Below are 17,267 nucleotides of genomic sequence, written 5' to 3'. Positions count from 1 at the left end.
AGGTAGAAGTACATGAAGAAATACTTTTTGCTGATGGTCATCTCAATTTTTGCAGCTGTTCTGGCTGCGTGCGGCAACGGCGGCTCGGAAGAAGCAGCGACAACCGAGGATAGTGAAGAAAGCGCCGAAACATCCGAAACGGCAGAAAACGAAGAAGCTGAAGAGGCGGGCGGAACAATCTCCATCGCAGCTTCACCAGCACCCCATGCTGAAATTCTTGAGGAAGCAGCAACGATTCTCGAAGAAGAGGGCATCGAGCTCGACATAGCGATCGTCAACGACTATACGACACCGAACCGTCTGCTCGCGGATGAGGAAGTGGATGCGAACTATTTCCAGCACACACCATATCTTGAAACAGAGAAGGAATCCCACGGCTATGACATTACGAGCGCCGGCAACGTCCATATCGAGCCGATGGCTGTGTATTCACAGGATTATGAATCCCTCGAGGATCTGCCGGATGGTTCGACGATTCTTGTATCCAACAACCCGGCTGAAGAAGGACGCTTCCTGTCATTCTTCGTCGATGCAGGCCTGATTGAAATCGAAGAAGGCATCGAAATCCAGAATGCAACTTTCGACGATATCACTGAAAATCCGAAGAACTTCGAATTCAACAATCAGACAGCACCGGAACTGCTCGTTTCAATGTATGAAAACAATGAAGCGCCGGCAGTCATCATCAACTCCAACTTCGCGCTTGATGGCGGACTGAACCCGGTTGAGGATTCCATTGTCGTTGAAGATGGCGAATCTCCTTATGCCAACCTGGTCGCAGTGCGCACTGGCGATGAGGATCGTGAAGATATCCAGAGACTCGTTGAAGTGCTTCAAGGCGATGAAATCAAGCAGTTCATCGAAGACAACTACGAAGGTGCAGTCATTCCTGTACAATAGCAGATGAACCTCCGGCCCGATGGCCGGAGGTTTTTCAATTGAAAAAAAGAGGGCCGGATTATCAATTGGAGTACTTATCACTATTACTTTTTCCATTTTGGGGGTATATTTATAATGTATGATCATGAATCCCGGAGGGGGAAGGAAAATGTATGGACAGAATACCCAGCTTTTCGACAAAGCGCTTGTCATGGTATCGTTTATCGTCTCCGCGTTTACAGCAGTTGTAGGACCATTGCTCATCTGGGTGCTGAAGAAGGATGATGATCCGGTAACAGCAGAAGCATTGAGGAACGTGGCGAATTTTGGGATTTCCTATACCATCTACATGTTCATCGCCTGGCTGTCATCCTTTATTCTCATCGGTCTCATCATCGGTCCGATCATCACCGTGCTGTTCTATGTGTTTCTGATTGTCGGTGCCATCAGAGCAAATGATGGCATTATGTACAAACCACCATTCACTCTCGATATCATCAAATAATCATTTTCATTTACCCCATGACCATTATCAGTCGTGGGGTTTATTTTGTCGTTTTGAGGCGTACCGGAGGAGTGTAAAGGTTTAAAGTGCAGCGCATTTACGTTATAATGTAATAGTAAATCAAATCCCATGCCAGACTTTGACTATTATTTAGAATTATTATAAACTGGTATGGAGAATAACATATAAATTATCTGTTGGAGGGTTAATAAATGGCTTCTGTTCTAGAAATCAAAGGTCTACATGTCGAAATAGACGGCAAAGAAATACTGAAAGGTGTCGATCTCACAATCAAGCAGGGAGAAATCCACGCTGTAATGGGACCGAATGGTACGGGTAAATCGACGCTTGCCCAGGCGATCATGGGACATCCGAGATATGACGTGACTCAAGGTGAAGTACTTCTTGATGGTGAAAACGTACTTGAGATGGAAGTGGATGAGCGTGCACAGGCAGGTCTCTTCCTCGGTATGCAGTATCCATCCGAAATTTCCGGTGTAACGAATTCCGACTTTCTCCGTTCTGCAATCAATGCACAGCGTGAAGAGGGCGATGAAATCAACCTGATGCAGTTCATCAAAAAGCTCGATAAGAACATGAACTATCTGGAAATGGACCTCGATATGTCAACACGCTACCTGAATGAAGGATTCTCCGGTGGTGAGAAGAAGCGTAACGAAATCCTGCAGCTCATGATGCTCGAACCGAAATTCGGCATCCTGGATGAAATCGACTCCGGTCTTGACATCGATGCGCTCAAAGTCGTATCAAAAGGCATCAATGAACTCCGTGGCGAAGAGTTCGGCGCGCTGATCATCACGCACTACCAGCGTCTTCTGAACTACGTTGCACCTGACTTTGTACACGTAATGATGCAGGGCCGTGTTGTGAAATCCGGCGGCCAGGAACTTTCCCAGCGTCTTGAAGCTGAAGGGTATGACTGGATCAAGGAAGAACTTGGCATTGACGACGAAACTATCGCTGCAGATGTAGAATAGACAGGAGGATGACCATGGCTACTGAAGTTAATGAATTTGTTATTAACGCTGATGAAGTCATCTCCCGTGCAGAATCACGTGGAGAATCTGAACTTCTCATCAGCCAGAAGAAAGAAGCATTGGCAACTATTGAAAACCTTGAAATGCCCAAACCAGATAAAACAAAAATAAATAAATGGGATTTCTTCACTGTTTCCGAGCCTGTAACAGACAGTGCAGTCTATGGTTCTCTTGAAGAACTGCCGGAAGCGGTAAGAAACCTGCTCGACATTGAACACACGAAGAATATATACGTGCAGCACAACAATACGCCAGCGTACCTGCAGGTCTCCGATGAACTGCTCGATCAGGGTGTAGTGATCGAAAACATCATCGAAGCAAGTGCAAATCACCCTGAACTCGTCGAGAAGTACTTCATGACCGAAGGCGTCAAAATCGATGAGCACAAACTTGCAGCATACCACGCAGCAATGCTCAATGGTGGACTGTTCGTCTATGTCCCTAAAAATGTGCAGATCAAAGATCCGGTACAGATGGTCGTCCTGCACGACGATGAAAAGACTTCCCTTTTCAACCACGTACTGATCGTGGCGGATGAAGGTTCCGAGCTGACTTATGTGGAGAACTATCTTTCCAACGTTGATAGATCCAATGAGCAGATCAATATCATTTCCGAAGTCATTGCCAAAGACAATGCCAAAATCAACTACGGTGCAGTGGATTTCCTCGCTGAAGGATTTACCGGCTACATCAACCGACGCGGAATCGTCGGCAGAGATGCAACACTCGACTGGGCACTTGGCCTGATGAATGATTCCAACGTCATCAATGACAATACAACGTACCTGATGGGCGACAACTCGAACTCCAACCTGAAGACAGTCGTTGTGGGCCGTGGTGAGCAGAAGCTCAACTTCACAACACAGATCATCCACTACGGAAAGGATTCTGTCGGACACATTCTGAAGCATGGCGTCATGAAGGACAGTGCCTCCAGCATCTTCAACGGTGTCGGCTACATCAAGCATGGTGCAGCGGGCAGTGACGCCCAGCAGGAGTCCAGAGTACTCATGCTGAGTGAAAAAGCACGCGGCGATGCCAACCCGATTCTTCTGATTGACGAAGATGATGTAACAGCAGGTCACGCCGCCTCCGTCGGTCGTGTGGATCCGATCCAGCTCTTCTATCTGATGAGCCGCGGTATTTCACAGAAGGAAGCGGAAAGACTTGTCATCCACGGATTCCTTGATCCGGTTGTCAGCGCACTGCCGATCGAATCCGTCAAAAAGCAGCTTAAGGAAGTCATCGAGCTGAAAGTACTCTCAAAATAAGCTTTAAAGGGGTTTTCCCGCATGAATGTCGAAGATATCAGAAAGGATTTCCCGATCCTTGATCAGCAGGTCAACGGTAAAGAACTCGTCTATCTGGATACTTCAGCGACGAGTCAGACACCCGCACCTGTAATAGATGCAATGACTGCCTACTATAAGGAATACAATTCCAATGTACACCGCGGTGTACACACGCTCGGCACAAAAGCAACAGATGGTTACGAAAAGGCGCGTATGAAAGTGAGATCATTCATCAATGCCAAGCGGTATGAGGAAATCATATTCACGCGGGGAACCACTGCAGCAATCAACCTTGTCGCACGCAGTTTCGGGGACATGGTCATCGAACCGGGAGACGAAATCGTCGTGACGGAGATGGAGCACCATGCCAATATAGTGCCTTGGCAGGAACTGGCGAAGCGTAGGCAGGCAGAACTGAAATTCATTCCGATGGAAGCGGACGGCACACTCACGATGGAGAATGTGGAAGCAGCGATTGGTGAAAAGACGAAGATAGTTGCCATCACCCACGTCTCCAATGTGCTTGGTACGATCAACGACATCAAGGAGATCACCAAAGTTGCCCGGAAGAATGATGCCTATATTTCTGTTGATGGTGCCCAGGCAGTACCGCACATGTCAGTGGACGTACAGGATCTGGATGTGGATTTCTATGCATTCAGCGGCCATAAGATGCTCGGTCCTACGGGCATCGGCGTACTCTATGGCAAAAGCGAACTGCTTGATGATATGGAGCCGATCGAATATGGTGGGGATATGATCGACTTTGTCGATCTCAGAACATCCACGTGGACGGATCTTCCTGTGAAGTTCGAAGCAGGCACACCGATGATTGCGGAAGCAATCGGACTGGCCCGTGCAATCGACTACATCGAAGAAATCGGCCTACAAGCCATTCTGGAATATGAACAGGAACTCGTAAACTATGCACTTGAGCGCATGCGTACAGTGGAGGGTATCGAAATCTATGGTCCGGACAGACGTGCCGGTCTCATCACTTTCAATCTGACTGACGTCCATCCGCACGACCTTGCGACTGCACTTGACAGTGAAGGTATTGCTGTCAGGGCCGGTCACCATTGTGCACAGCCGCTGATGAAGTGGCTCGGGGTCTCATCAACTGCAAGAGCAAGTTTCTATATATACAACACCAAAGAAGAGATTGACGTCTTTATAGAAGGGCTTAAGCGAACGAAGGAGTTTTTCTCTTATGAATTTTAACAACCTCAACCAGCTTTACCGTTCAGTCATCATGGATCACTACAAGAACCCGCGCAATAAGGGCACACTCGAAGACGGCACACTGACGGTGGATATGAACAACCCCACTTGTGGGGATCGCATCCGTCTGACGTTCAATGTCGTTGATGATATTGTCAAAGATGTCAAATTTGATGGAGAAGGCTGCTCCATCTCCATTGCCAGTGCATCGATGATGACAGAAACCATCACCGGCAAGAAGATTGACGAAGCACTCGCCATGGGGGACGAATTCAGTAAAATGATGCTGGGCGAAGATTATGAAATCACCGAAGACATGGGCGACATCGAAGCCCTGTCAGGTGTCAGCCAGTTCCCAGCACGCATCAAGTGCGCAACTCTTTCATGGAAAGCACTTGAAAAAGGGGTTAAATCCCAAGGCAGCACTAATAATAAGGAGTGATTGATATGGCTAAAAAAGCACCGGAAATTGACGATTACAAATATGGTTTCCACGATGAAGACGTATCCATTTTCCGTTCAGACCGTGGTTTGACAGAAGAAATTGTACGTGAAATTTCCAAAATGAAAGAAGAGCCCGAATGGATGCTCGACTTCAGACTCAAATCGCTGAAACATTTCTATAAAACGCCGATGCCTACTTGGGGCGGCGACCTTTCCGAACTCAACTTCGATGACATCACATACTATGTAAAACCTTCCGAGCATACAGAACGCTCATGGGACGAAGTACCGGACGAGATCAAACGTACGTTTGACAAACTTGGTATTCCTGAAGCAGAGCAGAAGTATCTTGCAGGTGTCTCTGCACAGTATGAATCCGAAGTGGTATATCACAACATGGAGAAGGATCTCGAGGACAAAGGTGTCATCTTCAAGGATACCGATTCTGCGCTCCGCGAAAACGAAGAGCTTTTCAAAGAATACTGGGCGACAGTCATTCCGTATACTGACAACAAGTTTGCTGCACTCAATTCAGCAGTATGGTCCGGTGGATCATTCATCTACTGCCCACCAGGCGTAAAACTGGATACACCACTGCAGGCATATTTCCGTATCAACTCGGAGAACATGGGACAGTTCGAGCGTACACTGATCATCTGTGACGAAGGCTCCAGCGTACACTACGTAGAAGGATGTACGGCACCTGTCTACACGACGAATTCACTGCACTCCGCTGTCGTTGAAATCATCGTCAAAAAGGATGCATACTGCCGCTATACAACCATCCAGAACTGGGCAAACAACGTATACAACCTTGTTACAAAACGTACTTTCGTTGATGCCAACGGTACAATGGAATGGGTCGACGGCAACATCGGTTCCAAGATCACCATGAAGTACCCAGCAGTATTCCTAAAAGGCGAAGGCGCACGTGGCATGACACTGTCCATCGCACTTGCAGGTAAAGGACAATTGCAGGATGCCGGAGCGAAGATGATCCACCTTGCACCGAACACATCGTCTACAATCGTTTCCAAATCCATCGCAAAACAAGGTGGTAAAGTATCCTATAGAGGCCAGGTCCACTTCGGTAGAAATGCAGATAATGCACGTTCAAACATCGAATGCGACACGCTCATCATGGATAACGAGTCCACTTCAGATACAATTCCTTACAACGAGATTCTGAACGACAACATCTCGCTGGAACACGAAGCGAAAGTTTCAAAAGTATCCGAAGAGCAGCTCTTCTACCTTATGAGCCGCGGTATCGGCGAAGTCGAAGCGACAGAAATGATTGTCATGGGCTTCATCGAACCATTCACAAAAGAACTGCCAATGGAATATGCGGTTGAAATGAACCGTCTGATCTCCTTCGAAATGGAAGGCTCCATCGGTTAATACAGCATTCGGGTCCCTGCCATCCTGTGGCAGGGACCTTTTTAATTTCAAAATGATAAAAACGAAAAGGAAGCGCTGTTCATATGAAAAAAATGACAACAAGACAGGTTTTTGCATTCATTGGCCGTGCAATCATGGTCATTTCCGGTGCGTTCATTACAGCCTATGGTCTCGAATCCGTACTGATTCCCAACCAGGTATCGGATGGTGGTGTCACCGGCATCAGTATTGTAGGGTCCACACTGTTCGGCATACCACTAGGTCTGCTGATTGTGATATTGAATATTCCATTCATCTGGCTTGGATACCGACAGATCGGTACTAAATTTGCAGCGTTGTCGGTGGCGGGCATACTGTCCCTTGCATACTTTACTGCGATCATGCATCATATACCGGCCATCATTGAAGGTGATTCCCTGCTGATCACTGTTGTGGGTGGTGTCATCATCGGAGTGGGCATGGGCATCGCATTGCGTAATGGCGGTGCCCTTGATGGCATCGACATGTTCGCCGTGCTGCTTTCAAGAAAATTGCCATTCGGGACAAGCGACCTCATCCTGTTTCTGAATACTTTCGTATTTCTGCTCGTATCAACCGTGTTCGGATTAGAAGGCGCCATACTTTCAGCGATCGCCTACTTCATTGCTTCTAAGGTGATCCATCTGATAGAAGAAGGACTGAGTGGGTCGAAAACGTTCACCATCGTGACGGTGCATCCTGAATCCATCATTGAAGCGATAAGGGAAGAGCTGGGAAGAACATGTACCTACAATGAAATTACAGGCGGCTACACCAGAATGCCGCTTACGCAGATTACATGCATCATCAACCGGCTGGAAGAGCAGAAGCTTAAGGAGATCATCGGCAGACTTGATCCGCAGGCTTTCCTCGCTGTCTATGATGTAGCGGATGTCAGAAAAGGCTCGTTTGTAAAGAAAGATGTTCACCATCAGGCAAAATAGAATAGTCCTCACTCTGCTTTGAAATATTGTAATGCATGCAAATAACCCACAACGATGCTATTTTCACCGTTGTGGGTTTCATAGTGCCTTCTTCTAGTACAGGTAGTGGTTGCCTGTCTGCAGATTATAGAGGGAGTAGCCGAAATCCATCTGCAGATGCGGATAGTCTCTGAAGCTTTCCCAGTCTCCGCCCCAGGTGAAGCCGAGTTCCTTGGCAATGCGCGCGACTTCGAACCAGTCGGATCTGGCATTGCCATTGCCATCGTATTCGAGATCCCAGATGACGTTTGGACCGACTTCAAGTGCATAGTCGACGGCCAGTCCGTAGTTATGGTAGGATTCCCCACCTTGGGCGTTCGTTACAATATTGCCGGCAGTGGTGCGGCCTTGTGCAAATAGTGCATTCTGTTCTTCAAAGGAACGGAAGCCGTCTGTAAATCGGATGACGATGCCGATCTGGGCGGCTCTCTGTCTAAGTATTTCTGCACGTTCTGCGACAATCGGGTGCAGACCCTCGGGCTGGTTCGTTTCGTACGTATTTCCATTCCACTGCTCCGCTGAAACGGATTGCGGGACCGACAGAATGAAGCCCGGTACAACCAGCAGCGTGAAGAGTAGTGCAGATAGAGATCTGATGTTCTTTTTCATAAGCATATCTTTCTCCTTCATATGTAAATTTGGCGTGCCTCTTCACAATACCATTGCATAATCAATTTTCAATAAACAGCAGCAAATAGTAATACAACTGTAATATTATTTTGAGAATATTAACAAAATTAATTTTAAAAAGTGCTTTCATTCCAAAATAAAAGCACTGGCATATTATATACCAGTGCACCGTTCAATATTTCATCCTATCAAAGCTGATCTTCATATTCTTCCTGCAGTTCACGGATCGAGTAGTCGAAAGTCATTTCAAGATGCGGATAGTCCTTGAAGGATTCCCAGTCGCCGCCCCATTCAAAACCGAGTTCCTTGGCGATGTCGGCAACTTCGAACCAGTCGGATTTTCCGTTGTCATTGCTGTCATAATCCGTATTCCAGATGACTTTGCCATCTGCTTCAACCGCATAGTCTATGGCGAGACCGTAGTTATGATAGGATTCTCCACCCCGCGCATTGGTGACCACCTGGCCTGGGAGTGATCTGCCCTTGCTGTATAATGCATCCTGTGTTTCGAATGAACGAAAGCCGGAAGTGATTGTAATATTGATATTTTTTTCTTCAGCCTTTTCCTCAAGTGCTTCAGCTTTCTTTTCGACTTCAGGATGGAGTGCATCCGGCATTTCTTCAAAATCCAGTTCAATTTTTTCTTCATCTTTATTTTTATCATCAATAACAACATCATCATTTTTATCATCTATAGTAATATCATCCAGGTCAGCGAAAAGCAGACCTGACAATGATATGAAACTGAAAAGCATCATCGGCAGGGATTTCAATCTATTTATCATTAAATGAAGCATCTCCTTATATGTGTAATATTTCATCTAAAACGCAACTTTGATATCATATCATTTTTCAATGATTTTCTGAACCCTGTTCCACGATTTGAAAAGAAACGTTAATCCTGCTGTAATATTACTCTAATATTGGAAAGGTTACCGATGATTACTGGTTCTGATATGCCAATAGGAATTTGATGGAGGTTATTAATTTTCCAGAAATAAGGGTATAATGGTGTAAAGACTGAATGGGGGATTATATTGAAAATCGTAAAGCGGGAAGAGATGCTTGAAATCGAAAGGTATGCAATGGAGGAGATCGGAATTTCCGGTGCGGTGCTGATGGAGATTGCCGGCAATCATGTTGCCGAAGCAATCATGCGTTCCTATCCGGATCAATCAGTACATATCACCATACTGGTCGGCGGCGGAAACAATGGCGGGGATGGATTTGTCATCGCCAGACGGCTGATTGATGCAGGCTATGCCCCTGCTGTATGGCTGCTTGTCGATGAAGGAAATCTCAAAGGGGACGCGAGAACGCAATATCAGATCCATACAGGACGTGGACTGCCGCTTCGCCTGGTCGAGGAAGGGATGTCGAGTCTGGATGAAACTTTGAAACAGTCGGAAGTACTGGTGGATGCGATGCTCGGTACAGGCGTGAAAGGTGCTGTAAGGGAGCCTTTCAGCCAGATCATCGAGCAGGTGAATGCGCATGATCTCCATGTCATTTCAGTCGATATCCCCTCCGGGCTCGACTGCAATACGGGAAAGGTTGAAAACGTCGCAGTGGCAGCGGATGATACGTATACTTTTGCGATGCCGAAACTTGGCTTCTTCCTGCAGGATGGTCCATCCGTCGTCGGGAACTGGCACGTAAAGGACATTTCCGTGCCGGAAACATTTGCGGACGCACTCGGCATGAAGCTGCCGGAAGTCATCACCCATGAACTTGCGGCAGCTTCCTTGCCAAAGCGGCCACGGTTCGGCCACAAGGGTACGTTCGGCCATGCCCTTGTCTTTGGCGGATCGAAACCGTTCGTCGGTGCACCGCTCTACAGTGCACATACTGCTTTCCACTGCGGGGCCGGTCTATCGACACTTGTCATTCCTGAAGAGACATATCCAGTCATCGCCAGCCAGAATCAGACTGCACTCATTCGGACACTGCCGAGTGATGGCGGACATTTCAACGGAACAGGCGTGGCACCTGAACTTTTTGAAAAGGTGACTGCAGTTGCCATCGGGCCCGGCATGGGCCGCTTTGAAGCGGGACCTGAGTTCATCGGGGATATCATCGACCATCTTGATGCACAGCCGATCGTCATCGATGCGGACGGTCTGTTTCATATCAAAGATCAGATGGAACTGCTGAGCCGCTATGAGGGCCCGGTCGTCCTGACGCCGCACCCCGGAGAAATGGGGACACTGACCGGCAAGTCTGTACCTGAAGTGGAAGCGGACCGGATCGGAATCGCTCATGATTTTGCGAGCCGGCATAATGTAAATCTTGTACTTAAAGGCCATCGTACCATCGTGGCCACACCGGAGGGCATCTGGGTGAACCCGCTCGGCAATGACGCACTGGCCAAAGGGGGCACCGGAGACCTTCTGACCGGCATGATCACAGCCTTCCTTGCACAGGGAGCACGGCCCGAAGATGCCATGCGGGCGGCGGTCCATATCCATGCAGTTTCCGGAGAACGCGCGGCACTCAAGGGCTCGCATTATGGAGTGGTTCCTGATGATATCATTGAAGCGAGCAGGGAAGTGCTCAAACAGATGGAGGCCGAAAAATGAAGGAAAAGGCACTTAGGAGCGGCAACGGCAACCTGTTCAGAAATGGCGTTTCGGTTGGTGGGAAAATGCATCTGACAACGACCTGCATCCACCATATTCCGCATGCCATGAATCTTAACAGGAAGCAGACGGAGATCGATCTTCTGGATGTGGCAGCAGTCAATCTGATCAGCCACCGCATCATGAATTTCATCCCGATTCCAAATGGTCTTGAAGTTGTTCTGCAGGATGACGCATCACTTAAGTTCGTCGTCAATGGCAGGAGATGCTGGAAGCGGGAGATTGAACGTGCAGTAGAGGAGATGGAAAGAGAAAAAAGGTAAGAGGGCGAAAGGGGTAAGGTTATGGAAAAACAGGAATCATACAGTCTGAAGGGGTTTGGCATGCTGCTCAGAGTCGTTGCGGTCGTTGCATCAAGTATTGCAACCATCATATCGACCATACTGCCGCTGGCATTCGGGTATGATATATCGAACGTTGATCTTTTTCTATTGTTTCTGCTGCTCGTCGTCGGTGCTTTTCTTGTTCATGGTGTACTGACACACGTGTTCAATGATATTGCCGATTTTAAATCAGGGACGGACCAGGAGAGCCCGGGCATGCTGTCAGGCGGCAGCCGCGTGCTGCAGAATGGCGTCATGACACTGGATATGCTGGTGCGTATCGGACTCGTTGTCACCCTGCTCCTGCTGATTGCGACCGCACTCTTCATTACATTCGGACAGATGGAACTCGCGATACTTACAATTGTCGGGCTGTGGGGGGCCATCAGCTATTCATTGAAACCTTTCAGATTCGCCTACCGGCCGTTTCTTGGAGAATGGCTGAGCCTTTTCCCATCCATTCTGCTGCTCGGCCTTGCGGCACCATGGCTCATGCTGGACGACATTCCATTGTGGGCATGGCAGAACGCCCTCATCAATGCACTGTGGTGCATGGCCTGGGTCATGATCCACCATGTTCCGGATATAGAAGCCGACCGCAATGCGACACCGATGAAGCAGACCACTGTCGTATGGGCGGCAAGACAATTCGGCGTGAAGGCAGCTCCGTCTCCGGCACTATTCTATCTGGTCATTGTCGGGCTGCTCGCAATCTCGGTCATCTGGGATCGTCCGATTGCAGCAGTCGGTACATTGCTTCTGCTCGGATATGGCATATACATGGTATTGAAAATAAATGTGGACGATGTTGAACAGGTCACAGCATACGAAAAAGTCCTGCTGCTGCTGGCGATGGCAACAGCAATATGGCTCGGCCTGTTTCCGGAGATGTAAAAAAGCCATCCCGGCACTGCAGGTCATGATTCCTGTGTGCTTGGGACGGCTTCCTTATTTGTTTTTGCCCTACGGCCGACGGAGATGTAGACTGCGATGCCAAGTATGATGGCGATGCCGGCAAACTGGTACAAGCCCATGCTGATATCAAGCCATATGACGGAACTGACGACTGCTGATACAGGTTCCAGCGTTCCGAGAATACCCGCCTCCTTTGAAGAAATATGCTTCAGGCTGCTGATATAGAGCAGGAAGGCAAGCGTTGTCCCGATCAGTACTGACAGCAGCAGTATTGTAACCAGCGCCGCAGTCCATTCGAATTCACGGTCGAATTGCCAGATGGGATGGATGAAGTTCATTGCGATGCCGCCGATGAACATCGAGCCACCGACAAGCTGAAGCGGGTGCAGTCGATACAGCAGTATTTGTGCGTGCAAGGTGTAGTAGGCGAGGGCCACTCCGGATACCAGCCCCCATATGAGGGCAGGCGGAGATACGATGAGCGTGGAGAAGTCCCCGTTTGTCGCGAGCAGTATGACACCTGCAATCATGCCGATGATGATGAATGCATCGGCAGCGCTCCATTTTGCATATCGGCGGATGACCAGCCACAGGATGATGTAGATGGGACCTGTGTACTGGAGTACTGTGGCGATCGCTGCATTGCCATGGCCGATTGCTGCCATGAATGAATATTGCACCATTGTCATTCCAAGCAGACTGTAGATGACGAGCATGGCGAAGGTGCGCCGGTCCAGGCGAACCGGCTGCTGCTTTCTCGAAAACAGCCAGTATGCGGCAAGGAGAATGATGCCGCTGGCAGTAAGTCTGAAGGCAACATACCATTCCACAGTAATGGGAGTATTTCTGAATATGTAGTCTGCAGCCGTTCCACCGACACCCCATAGTGTGGCGCCAATCAGAACAAAGATCAGACCGCGGATATGTTTCGATTCAGATATCATACATATGCCTCCTTTCCATTATTAAAAGAATAGTCGAAACCATCAGGAAATTCAATGCGCATCACTCAAAGTTTCGAGCATCATCATGATATACTGATGGCATCTTGAACATATTGGGGGAGAAAGAATGGCACTTGATCAATGGTATGACCAGGCAATCGTGACCGAAACCTATATAGAAGGCATGGCGCAGCACAAGGAGAACTTGCAGAAAGTATACAACAAGTTCCAGATACCGGAGGACAATGACTTCTTCCGCCGCCTTGAAGCACGGTCACTCCGTGTCATTGCGATTACGGAAGACTGGTGCGGGGATGCCATGATGAATATCCCGATCCTGCTCCATCTCGCGGAAAAAAGCCATATGCAAGTCCGCATGATTTTGAGGGACAGCAATCTGGAACTCATGGACCAGTACTTGACCAATGGTAGATCCCGCTCCATTCCGATATTCATCTTCATTGATGAAAACGGACAGGAGGTTACGCACTGGGGTCCCCGGGCAGAAGCAGTCCAAAATGAAGTCGATCAGCTGATGGACAGCTTGCCCGATAAAGACTCTCCGGAATACGATGCCGCATTCAAAGAAGCCATCAAAACATTGACAGCCCGCTTCGTCACTGAAGAAAAGTTCTGGCAGGAAACGTATGAGAGCATCAAGGAGAAGCTTGAGAAAAATATATAGTGATTGGATGACAAAAGAGGTGCCCCGGCAAAGGGCACCTCTTTTCATCTCCAACATCTCCTTCTATTTCCGATACTGCAGCCCCACAAACTGCATTTTCTGGTTGAACAGCTTCGGATAGGCGAGATACCCGACCATGACTGAGGACATGGCTGCGGTGGTGAGTATCAGAAACAGGATCAGAAGCTGATACATGACGGCTTCCATCGGAGCGGCACCCCCGATGATCAGTCCGCTCATCATGCCGGGAAGCTGGACGAGGCCCATCGTCTTCTGTGCTTCGATGGTCGGTATCATGCTGGTCTGTATGGCGGACTTCAGACTTTTATCGATGGCCACTTTCGGCTGTCCGCCCATGGAAAGGATGAGTTCGATGGTCTCATCGCTGCGGTCGACTTCATCCTTGAATCTGTTCAGGAAGAGGAGGGAGAGGACCATGCAGTTGCCGATGATCATCCCGCTGATCGGTATGACTTCCTCCGGAACGAACGGAATGATGCCGAACCCGAGCATGATGCCCATCGTCACGACTTCCACAACGACGAGGGTGAAGACGATCATCCAAGTGATGCCCGGGATACCATCCCCTTTTTTTATGATATTCTGCGTAGCTGCAGCAATCATCAGCAGGATCATCAGTATGATGTAGACCGGATTGTCGCTCTCGAAAACGAAGGTCAGAATGTAGCCGATGATCAGCAGCTGTATGATCGACCGGACGGTCGCGATGATGATATCCTTCTCAAGGCCGAGTTTCAGTACAAGTGCCAGTCCGAGCGGGATTGCGATGAATATGAGTGACAGGGCGAGCTGGGCGTATGTCAAAGTGCTTCCCCCTCGAGAAAATTTTTGATGAGTGGATTATCGGATTCATCGATGAACGCGGCATTCCCGTATTCGATGAGTTCCCCGGCTGCCAGGAACCACATGTCATCACTGACGCGCCGAGCCTGATCAAGATCATGCGTAATCCAGATGACAGTGACATTGTATTCGCGCTGCAGTCTGACGATGAGGCGTTCGACCTCCTTGACCATGCGGTAGTCGAGGCTTGCGGTGATTTCATCGAGCAGCAGAACTTCAGGGCGGTTGACCAGCGTGCGGGCGATCGACACACGGCTCTTCTCACCGCCGGACAGTGACTTGATGTTCTGGTCGAGTGGAATGCCGTCGAGGTCGACACGTCTGAGCAGTTCGACCGCACGGTCCTGCTCCAGCCTCTCATTGAATATGGCTTTTGGCAGATTGAGGTTGTCATATACTGTTCCGCCGATCATCGGTGCACTCTGGAAGGCCATGCCGATGCGTTTTCTCAGTTCGACCATGTCCATATCCTGAATATTTTCACCTCTGAAAAATATATTGCCGGAGTCAGGCGACAGCAGCCCATTGATATGCTTCAGGCACGTCGTCTTACCCGCACCACTCGGGCCGACAAAAGTTGTAATTCTGGCTTCGTTGAAGTGTCCGCTGATATTATGGAGGATGTTCCGATGGCTTACATTTTCAAATTCGATTATACTCATATTGAAGTGTGCTCCTTAAAAGTTGTGTTACAATAAAGCAAGGTGATTTCTATGATTTATATTGGATTGACGGGCTGGGGGGATCATCATGACCTCTACACAGACCTTTCAAATAAAAAAGACAAACTGGCTACATACGCCGGATATTTCCCGATTGTCGAGCTGGATTCCACCTACTATGCCATCCAGCGTACTTCAACGATCGAAAAATGGTGTAATGAAACGCCGGATAAATTCAGATTTGTCGTCAAAGCCCACCAGTACATGACCGGCCATAGCGACTATCGCGACCATTATGATTCCATCAAGGATGTTTTCAGTGCGTATCGTGATATGCTGCGTCCCATGGACAAGGCAGGCAAACTCGGCTTCGTCCTTCTTCAGTTCCCGCCGTGGTTCGACTGCAATCACAAAAACATTCGCTATGTGAAATACGCAACAGAGCAGCTGCAGCCATACAAGGTTGCGGTCGAATTCAGAAACCAGACATGGTTCGAGGAACAGTACAGGGAAGAGACACTGTCTTTTCTCGACAATAATAATATCATCCACAGCATCTGCGATGAACCGCAGGCCGGCATCGGAAGCATTCCTTTCGTCAACCGGGTGACCAATCGGACGGCTTTCATCCGGCTCCATGGGCGCAACGTGCACGGGTGGACACAAAAGGACCGCACCAGCGAGGAATGGCGCAACGTAAGGTACCTATATGATTATAACAGACAGGAATTGGAATGGCTGAAAAGACAGGTCGAAATTCTGAAGCATAAGACAAAGGATATCTATATTGTTTTCAACAACAATTCCGGCGGCCATGCTGCAGGCAACGCCCAGGACTTCATGACGCTGATGGGGATACGCTATGATGGACTGTCGCCGAAACAGCTTAAATTATTCTAGGGAATCAAGACAAAGGGGAAATTCCGAAGGGAAACTACAGCCAGGATTTTCTGGTTTTCTAAAGGAGCAATACGAATGGAATACATCATCCTCATACTGATCGGGCTTTTCGCATCGGCTCTCGGTGCCCTGGTCGGCATCGGAGGCGGGGTCATCATTGTGCCGCTGCTCATATTCTTCGGTATCAATGCAGGGATACTGGAGCGCATCACCCCCCAGAGTGCCGTCGGCACTTCCAGTCTCGTTTTGATTGTCATCGGCCTGTCTGCAATGATCTCCTATGGACGGAGCAACCAGGTCGATATGAAAAATGGCTTGCGGTTTCTCATCGGAATCATGCCCGGCGCCTTTGTCGGATCCTACGCGAGCCAGTTCTTCACCATCGACAGCTTCAACCTTTACTTCGGTATATTTCTTATTTTTCTAAGCACACTGCTTATCATCAGGGACAGGATCAAACCGATTTCCATCTTCCAGAATGAACGCTATATGGAGCCGCATGTCGACAACATGGGGGACGTTCACCACTATGGTTTTCCCGCTTGGATCGCCATCCTCTCAACATTCATCGTCGGCTTCTTCACAGGTCTTTTCGGCATCGGTGGCGGGGCGCTGATGACACCGCTCATGCTGCTCGTATTCCGCATGCCGGCGTCAATCGCCATCGGAACGAGCATGATGATGGTCTTCTTTTCCGGCACAGCAGCTGCCGTCGGACATGTCCTGCAGGGCAATGTGGATTTCTGGTATGCTCTGTTCATCGTTCCGGCTGCATTCTTCGGTGCCAAGATCGGTGTCTCGATCAACCGGCGCTTCAATTCCGATACGATGGTTGTCGTGCTGCGTACGGTTCTGCTGCTCCTTGGCGTATACATGATTCTACAGACCATCATATAGAGGTGAT

The 17,267-nt window shown here is 48.7% G+C and carries 19 protein-coding genes; 14 read left to right on the top strand and 5 right to left on the bottom strand.

Annotation, left to right across the window (positions count from 1 at the left end; genetic code table 11):
- Positions 1-12 precede the first annotated feature (12 nt).
- The 8 genes from J4760_RS08845 (at position 13) to J4760_RS08810 (ending at position 7,762) form a co-directional block, all read left to right on the top strand.
- The gene (locus J4760_RS08845; RefSeq protein WP_237605465.1) at positions 13-900 is read left to right on the top strand and encodes a MetQ/NlpA family ABC transporter substrate-binding protein; all 888 of its coding nucleotides are present in this window, start codon (positions 13-15) and stop codon (positions 898-900) included.
- 148 nt (positions 901-1,048) lie between these two features.
- The gene (locus tag J4760_RS08840; protein WP_145284000.1) at positions 1,049-1,384 is read left to right on the top strand and encodes a DUF4870 domain-containing protein; all 336 of its coding nucleotides are present in this window, start codon (positions 1,049-1,051) and stop codon (positions 1,382-1,384) included.
- A gap of 212 nt (positions 1,385-1,596) precedes the next feature.
- Positions 1,597-2,382, top strand: coding sequence for a Fe-S cluster assembly ATPase SufC (gene sufC, locus J4760_RS08835; protein ID WP_237605464.1), 786 nt, complete (start codon positions 1,597-1,599; stop codon positions 2,380-2,382).
- Positions 2,383-2,396: 14 nt separating this feature from the next.
- On the top strand, positions 2,397-3,713 hold the full coding sequence (gene sufD / locus J4760_RS08830) for a Fe-S cluster assembly protein SufD (protein WP_237605463.1): 1,317 nt from the start codon (positions 2,397-2,399) through the stop codon (positions 3,711-3,713).
- Positions 3,714-3,734: 21 nt separating this feature from the next.
- Positions 3,735-4,955 (top strand): cysteine desulfurase, encoded by a 1,221-nt coding sequence (locus tag J4760_RS08825; RefSeq protein WP_237605462.1) that lies wholly within the window; start codon positions 3,735-3,737, stop codon positions 4,953-4,955.
- Positions 4,945-5,397, top strand: a complete 453-nt coding sequence (gene sufU, locus J4760_RS08820) for a Fe-S cluster assembly sulfur transfer protein SufU (protein WP_145284012.1) — start codon at positions 4,945-4,947, stop codon at positions 5,395-5,397. Before J4760_RS08825 ends, sufU begins: the two co-directional genes overlap by 11 nt.
- A 5-nt stretch (positions 5,398-5,402) precedes the next feature.
- Positions 5,403-6,800, top strand: a complete 1,398-nt coding sequence (gene sufB, locus J4760_RS08815) for a Fe-S cluster assembly protein SufB (protein WP_145284015.1) — start codon at positions 5,403-5,405, stop codon at positions 6,798-6,800.
- An 83-nt stretch (positions 6,801-6,883) separates the two neighbouring features.
- The gene (locus J4760_RS08810; protein ID WP_237605461.1) at positions 6,884-7,762 is read left to right on the top strand and encodes a YitT family protein; all 879 of its coding nucleotides are present in this window, start codon (positions 6,884-6,886) and stop codon (positions 7,760-7,762) included.
- A 93-nt stretch (positions 7,763-7,855) separates the two neighbouring features.
- On the opposite strand, the gene J4760_RS08805 is transcribed toward J4760_RS08810, so the two are convergent.
- Positions 7,856-8,410, bottom strand: coding sequence for a M15 family metallopeptidase (locus J4760_RS08805; RefSeq protein ID WP_237605460.1), 555 nt, complete (start codon positions 8,408-8,410; stop codon positions 7,856-7,858).
- Between the two features lie 209 nt (positions 8,411-8,619).
- The gene (locus J4760_RS08800; protein ID WP_237605459.1) at positions 8,620-9,216 is read right to left on the bottom strand and encodes a M15 family metallopeptidase; all 597 of its coding nucleotides are present in this window, start codon (positions 9,214-9,216) and stop codon (positions 8,620-8,622) included.
- A 252-nt stretch (positions 9,217-9,468) separates the two neighbouring features.
- On the opposite strand from J4760_RS08800, the gene J4760_RS08795 reads away from it, so the two are divergent.
- The 3 genes from J4760_RS08795 to J4760_RS08785 are packed head-to-tail and all read left to right on the top strand — an operon-like array spanning position 9,469 to position 12,287.
- A complete protein-coding gene (locus J4760_RS08795; protein ID WP_237605458.1) occupies positions 9,469-11,010 on the top strand; it encodes an NAD(P)H-hydrate dehydratase in 1,542 nt (513 codons plus the stop codon).
- Positions 11,007-11,333, top strand: a complete 327-nt coding sequence (locus J4760_RS08790) for a hypothetical protein (protein WP_237605457.1) — start codon at positions 11,007-11,009, stop codon at positions 11,331-11,333. Before J4760_RS08795 ends, J4760_RS08790 begins: the two co-directional genes overlap by 4 nt.
- Positions 11,334-11,354: 21 nt before the next feature.
- On the top strand, positions 11,355-12,287 hold the full coding sequence (locus J4760_RS08785; protein WP_145284027.1) for a prenyltransferase: 933 nt from the start codon (positions 11,355-11,357) through the stop codon (positions 12,285-12,287).
- Between the two features lie 23 nt (positions 12,288-12,310).
- Here the strand turns inward: J4760_RS08785 and J4760_RS08780 are convergent, their stop codons facing one another.
- Positions 12,311-13,252 carry an EamA family transporter gene (locus tag J4760_RS08780; protein ID WP_145284030.1) on the bottom strand — a complete coding sequence of 314 codons (942 nt, stop codon included), beginning with the start codon at positions 13,250-13,252 and terminating at the stop codon, positions 12,311-12,313.
- 127 nt (positions 13,253-13,379) lie between these two features.
- On the opposite strand from J4760_RS08780, the gene J4760_RS08775 reads away from it, so the two are divergent.
- Positions 13,380-13,937: a thioredoxin family protein gene (locus J4760_RS08775; protein WP_237605456.1), complete on the top strand. Its 558-nt coding sequence runs from the start codon at positions 13,380-13,382 to the stop codon at positions 13,935-13,937.
- 63 nt (positions 13,938-14,000) lie between these two features.
- Here J4760_RS08775 and J4760_RS08770 read toward each other — a convergent pair whose 3' ends face one another.
- Both J4760_RS08770 and J4760_RS08765 read right to left on the bottom strand, forming a co-directional pair.
- Complete coding sequence (locus J4760_RS08770) at positions 14,001-14,762, bottom strand: ABC transporter permease (RefSeq protein WP_145284036.1); 762 nt, start codon at positions 14,760-14,762, stop codon at positions 14,001-14,003.
- Positions 14,759-15,463 (bottom strand): ABC transporter ATP-binding protein, encoded by a 705-nt coding sequence (locus tag J4760_RS08765; RefSeq protein WP_237605455.1) that lies wholly within the window; start codon positions 15,461-15,463, stop codon positions 14,759-14,761. Before J4760_RS08765 ends, J4760_RS08770 begins: the two co-directional genes overlap by 4 nt.
- 51 nt (positions 15,464-15,514) lie before the next feature.
- On the opposite strand from J4760_RS08765, the gene J4760_RS08760 reads away from it, so the two are divergent.
- Together J4760_RS08760 and J4760_RS08755 are read left to right on the top strand one after the other, a co-directional pair.
- The gene (locus J4760_RS08760; RefSeq protein ID WP_145284042.1) at positions 15,515-16,363 is read left to right on the top strand and encodes a DUF72 domain-containing protein; all 849 of its coding nucleotides are present in this window, start codon (positions 15,515-15,517) and stop codon (positions 16,361-16,363) included.
- A 75-nt stretch (positions 16,364-16,438) separates the two neighbouring features.
- On the top strand, positions 16,439-17,260 hold the full coding sequence (locus J4760_RS08755) for a sulfite exporter TauE/SafE family protein (RefSeq protein WP_145284044.1): 822 nt from the start codon (positions 16,439-16,441) through the stop codon (positions 17,258-17,260).
- Positions 17,261-17,267: the final 7 nt, after the last annotated feature.

Origin of the sequence: Salinicoccus sp. ID82-1 (assembly GCF_021991715.1) — a bacterium.
GTDB lineage: Bacteria > Bacillota > Bacilli > Staphylococcales > Salinicoccaceae > Salinicoccus > Salinicoccus cyprini.
Note: the sequence above shows the minus strand (reverse complement) of the source record. Positions and strands in the feature narration are given on the sequence as shown.

Excerpts from the sequence above, each read along its gene's own strand:
- J4760_RS08800 (WP_237605459.1), bottom strand. The coding sequence starts at position 9,216 with ATGATAAATAGATTGAAATCCCTGCCGATGATGCTTTTCAGTTTCATA.
- J4760_RS08780 (WP_145284030.1), bottom strand. The coding sequence starts at position 13,252 with ATGATATCTGAATCGAAACATATCCGCGGTCTGATCTTTGTTCTGATT.
- sufB (WP_145284015.1), top strand. The coding sequence starts at position 5,403 with ATGGCTAAAAAAGCACCGGAAATTGACGATTACAAATATGGTTTCCAC.
- sufD (WP_237605463.1), top strand. The coding sequence starts at position 2,397 with ATGGCTACTGAAGTTAATGAATTTGTTATTAACGCTGATGAAGTCATC.
- J4760_RS08790 (WP_237605457.1), top strand. The coding sequence starts at position 11,007 with ATGAAGGAAAAGGCACTTAGGAGCGGCAACGGCAACCTGTTCAGAAAT.
- J4760_RS08810 (WP_237605461.1), top strand. The coding sequence starts at position 6,884 with ATGAAAAAAATGACAACAAGACAGGTTTTTGCATTCATTGGCCGTGCA.
- J4760_RS08760 (WP_145284042.1), top strand. The coding sequence starts at position 15,515 with ATGATTTATATTGGATTGACGGGCTGGGGGGATCATCATGACCTCTAC.
- sufU (WP_145284012.1), top strand. The coding sequence starts at position 4,945 with ATGAATTTTAACAACCTCAACCAGCTTTACCGTTCAGTCATCATGGAT.
- J4760_RS08765 (WP_237605455.1), bottom strand. The coding sequence starts at position 15,463 with ATGAGTATAATCGAATTTGAAAATGTAAGCCATCGGAACATCCTCCAT.
- J4760_RS08840 (WP_145284000.1), top strand. The coding sequence starts at position 1,049 with ATGTATGGACAGAATACCCAGCTTTTCGACAAAGCGCTTGTCATGGTA.
- J4760_RS08775 (WP_237605456.1), top strand. The coding sequence starts at position 13,380 with ATGGCACTTGATCAATGGTATGACCAGGCAATCGTGACCGAAACCTAT.
- J4760_RS08825 (WP_237605462.1), top strand. The coding sequence starts at position 3,735 with ATGAATGTCGAAGATATCAGAAAGGATTTCCCGATCCTTGATCAGCAG.
- sufC (WP_237605464.1), top strand. The coding sequence starts at position 1,597 with ATGGCTTCTGTTCTAGAAATCAAAGGTCTACATGTCGAAATAGACGGC.
- J4760_RS08785 (WP_145284027.1), top strand. The coding sequence starts at position 11,355 with ATGGAAAAACAGGAATCATACAGTCTGAAGGGGTTTGGCATGCTGCTC.
- J4760_RS08755 (WP_145284044.1), top strand. The coding sequence starts at position 16,439 with ATGGAATACATCATCCTCATACTGATCGGGCTTTTCGCATCGGCTCTC.
- J4760_RS08805 (WP_237605460.1), bottom strand. The coding sequence starts at position 8,410 with ATGAAAAAGAACATCAGATCTCTATCTGCACTACTCTTCACGCTGCTG.
- J4760_RS08845 (WP_237605465.1), top strand. The coding sequence starts at position 13 with ATGAAGAAATACTTTTTGCTGATGGTCATCTCAATTTTTGCAGCTGTT.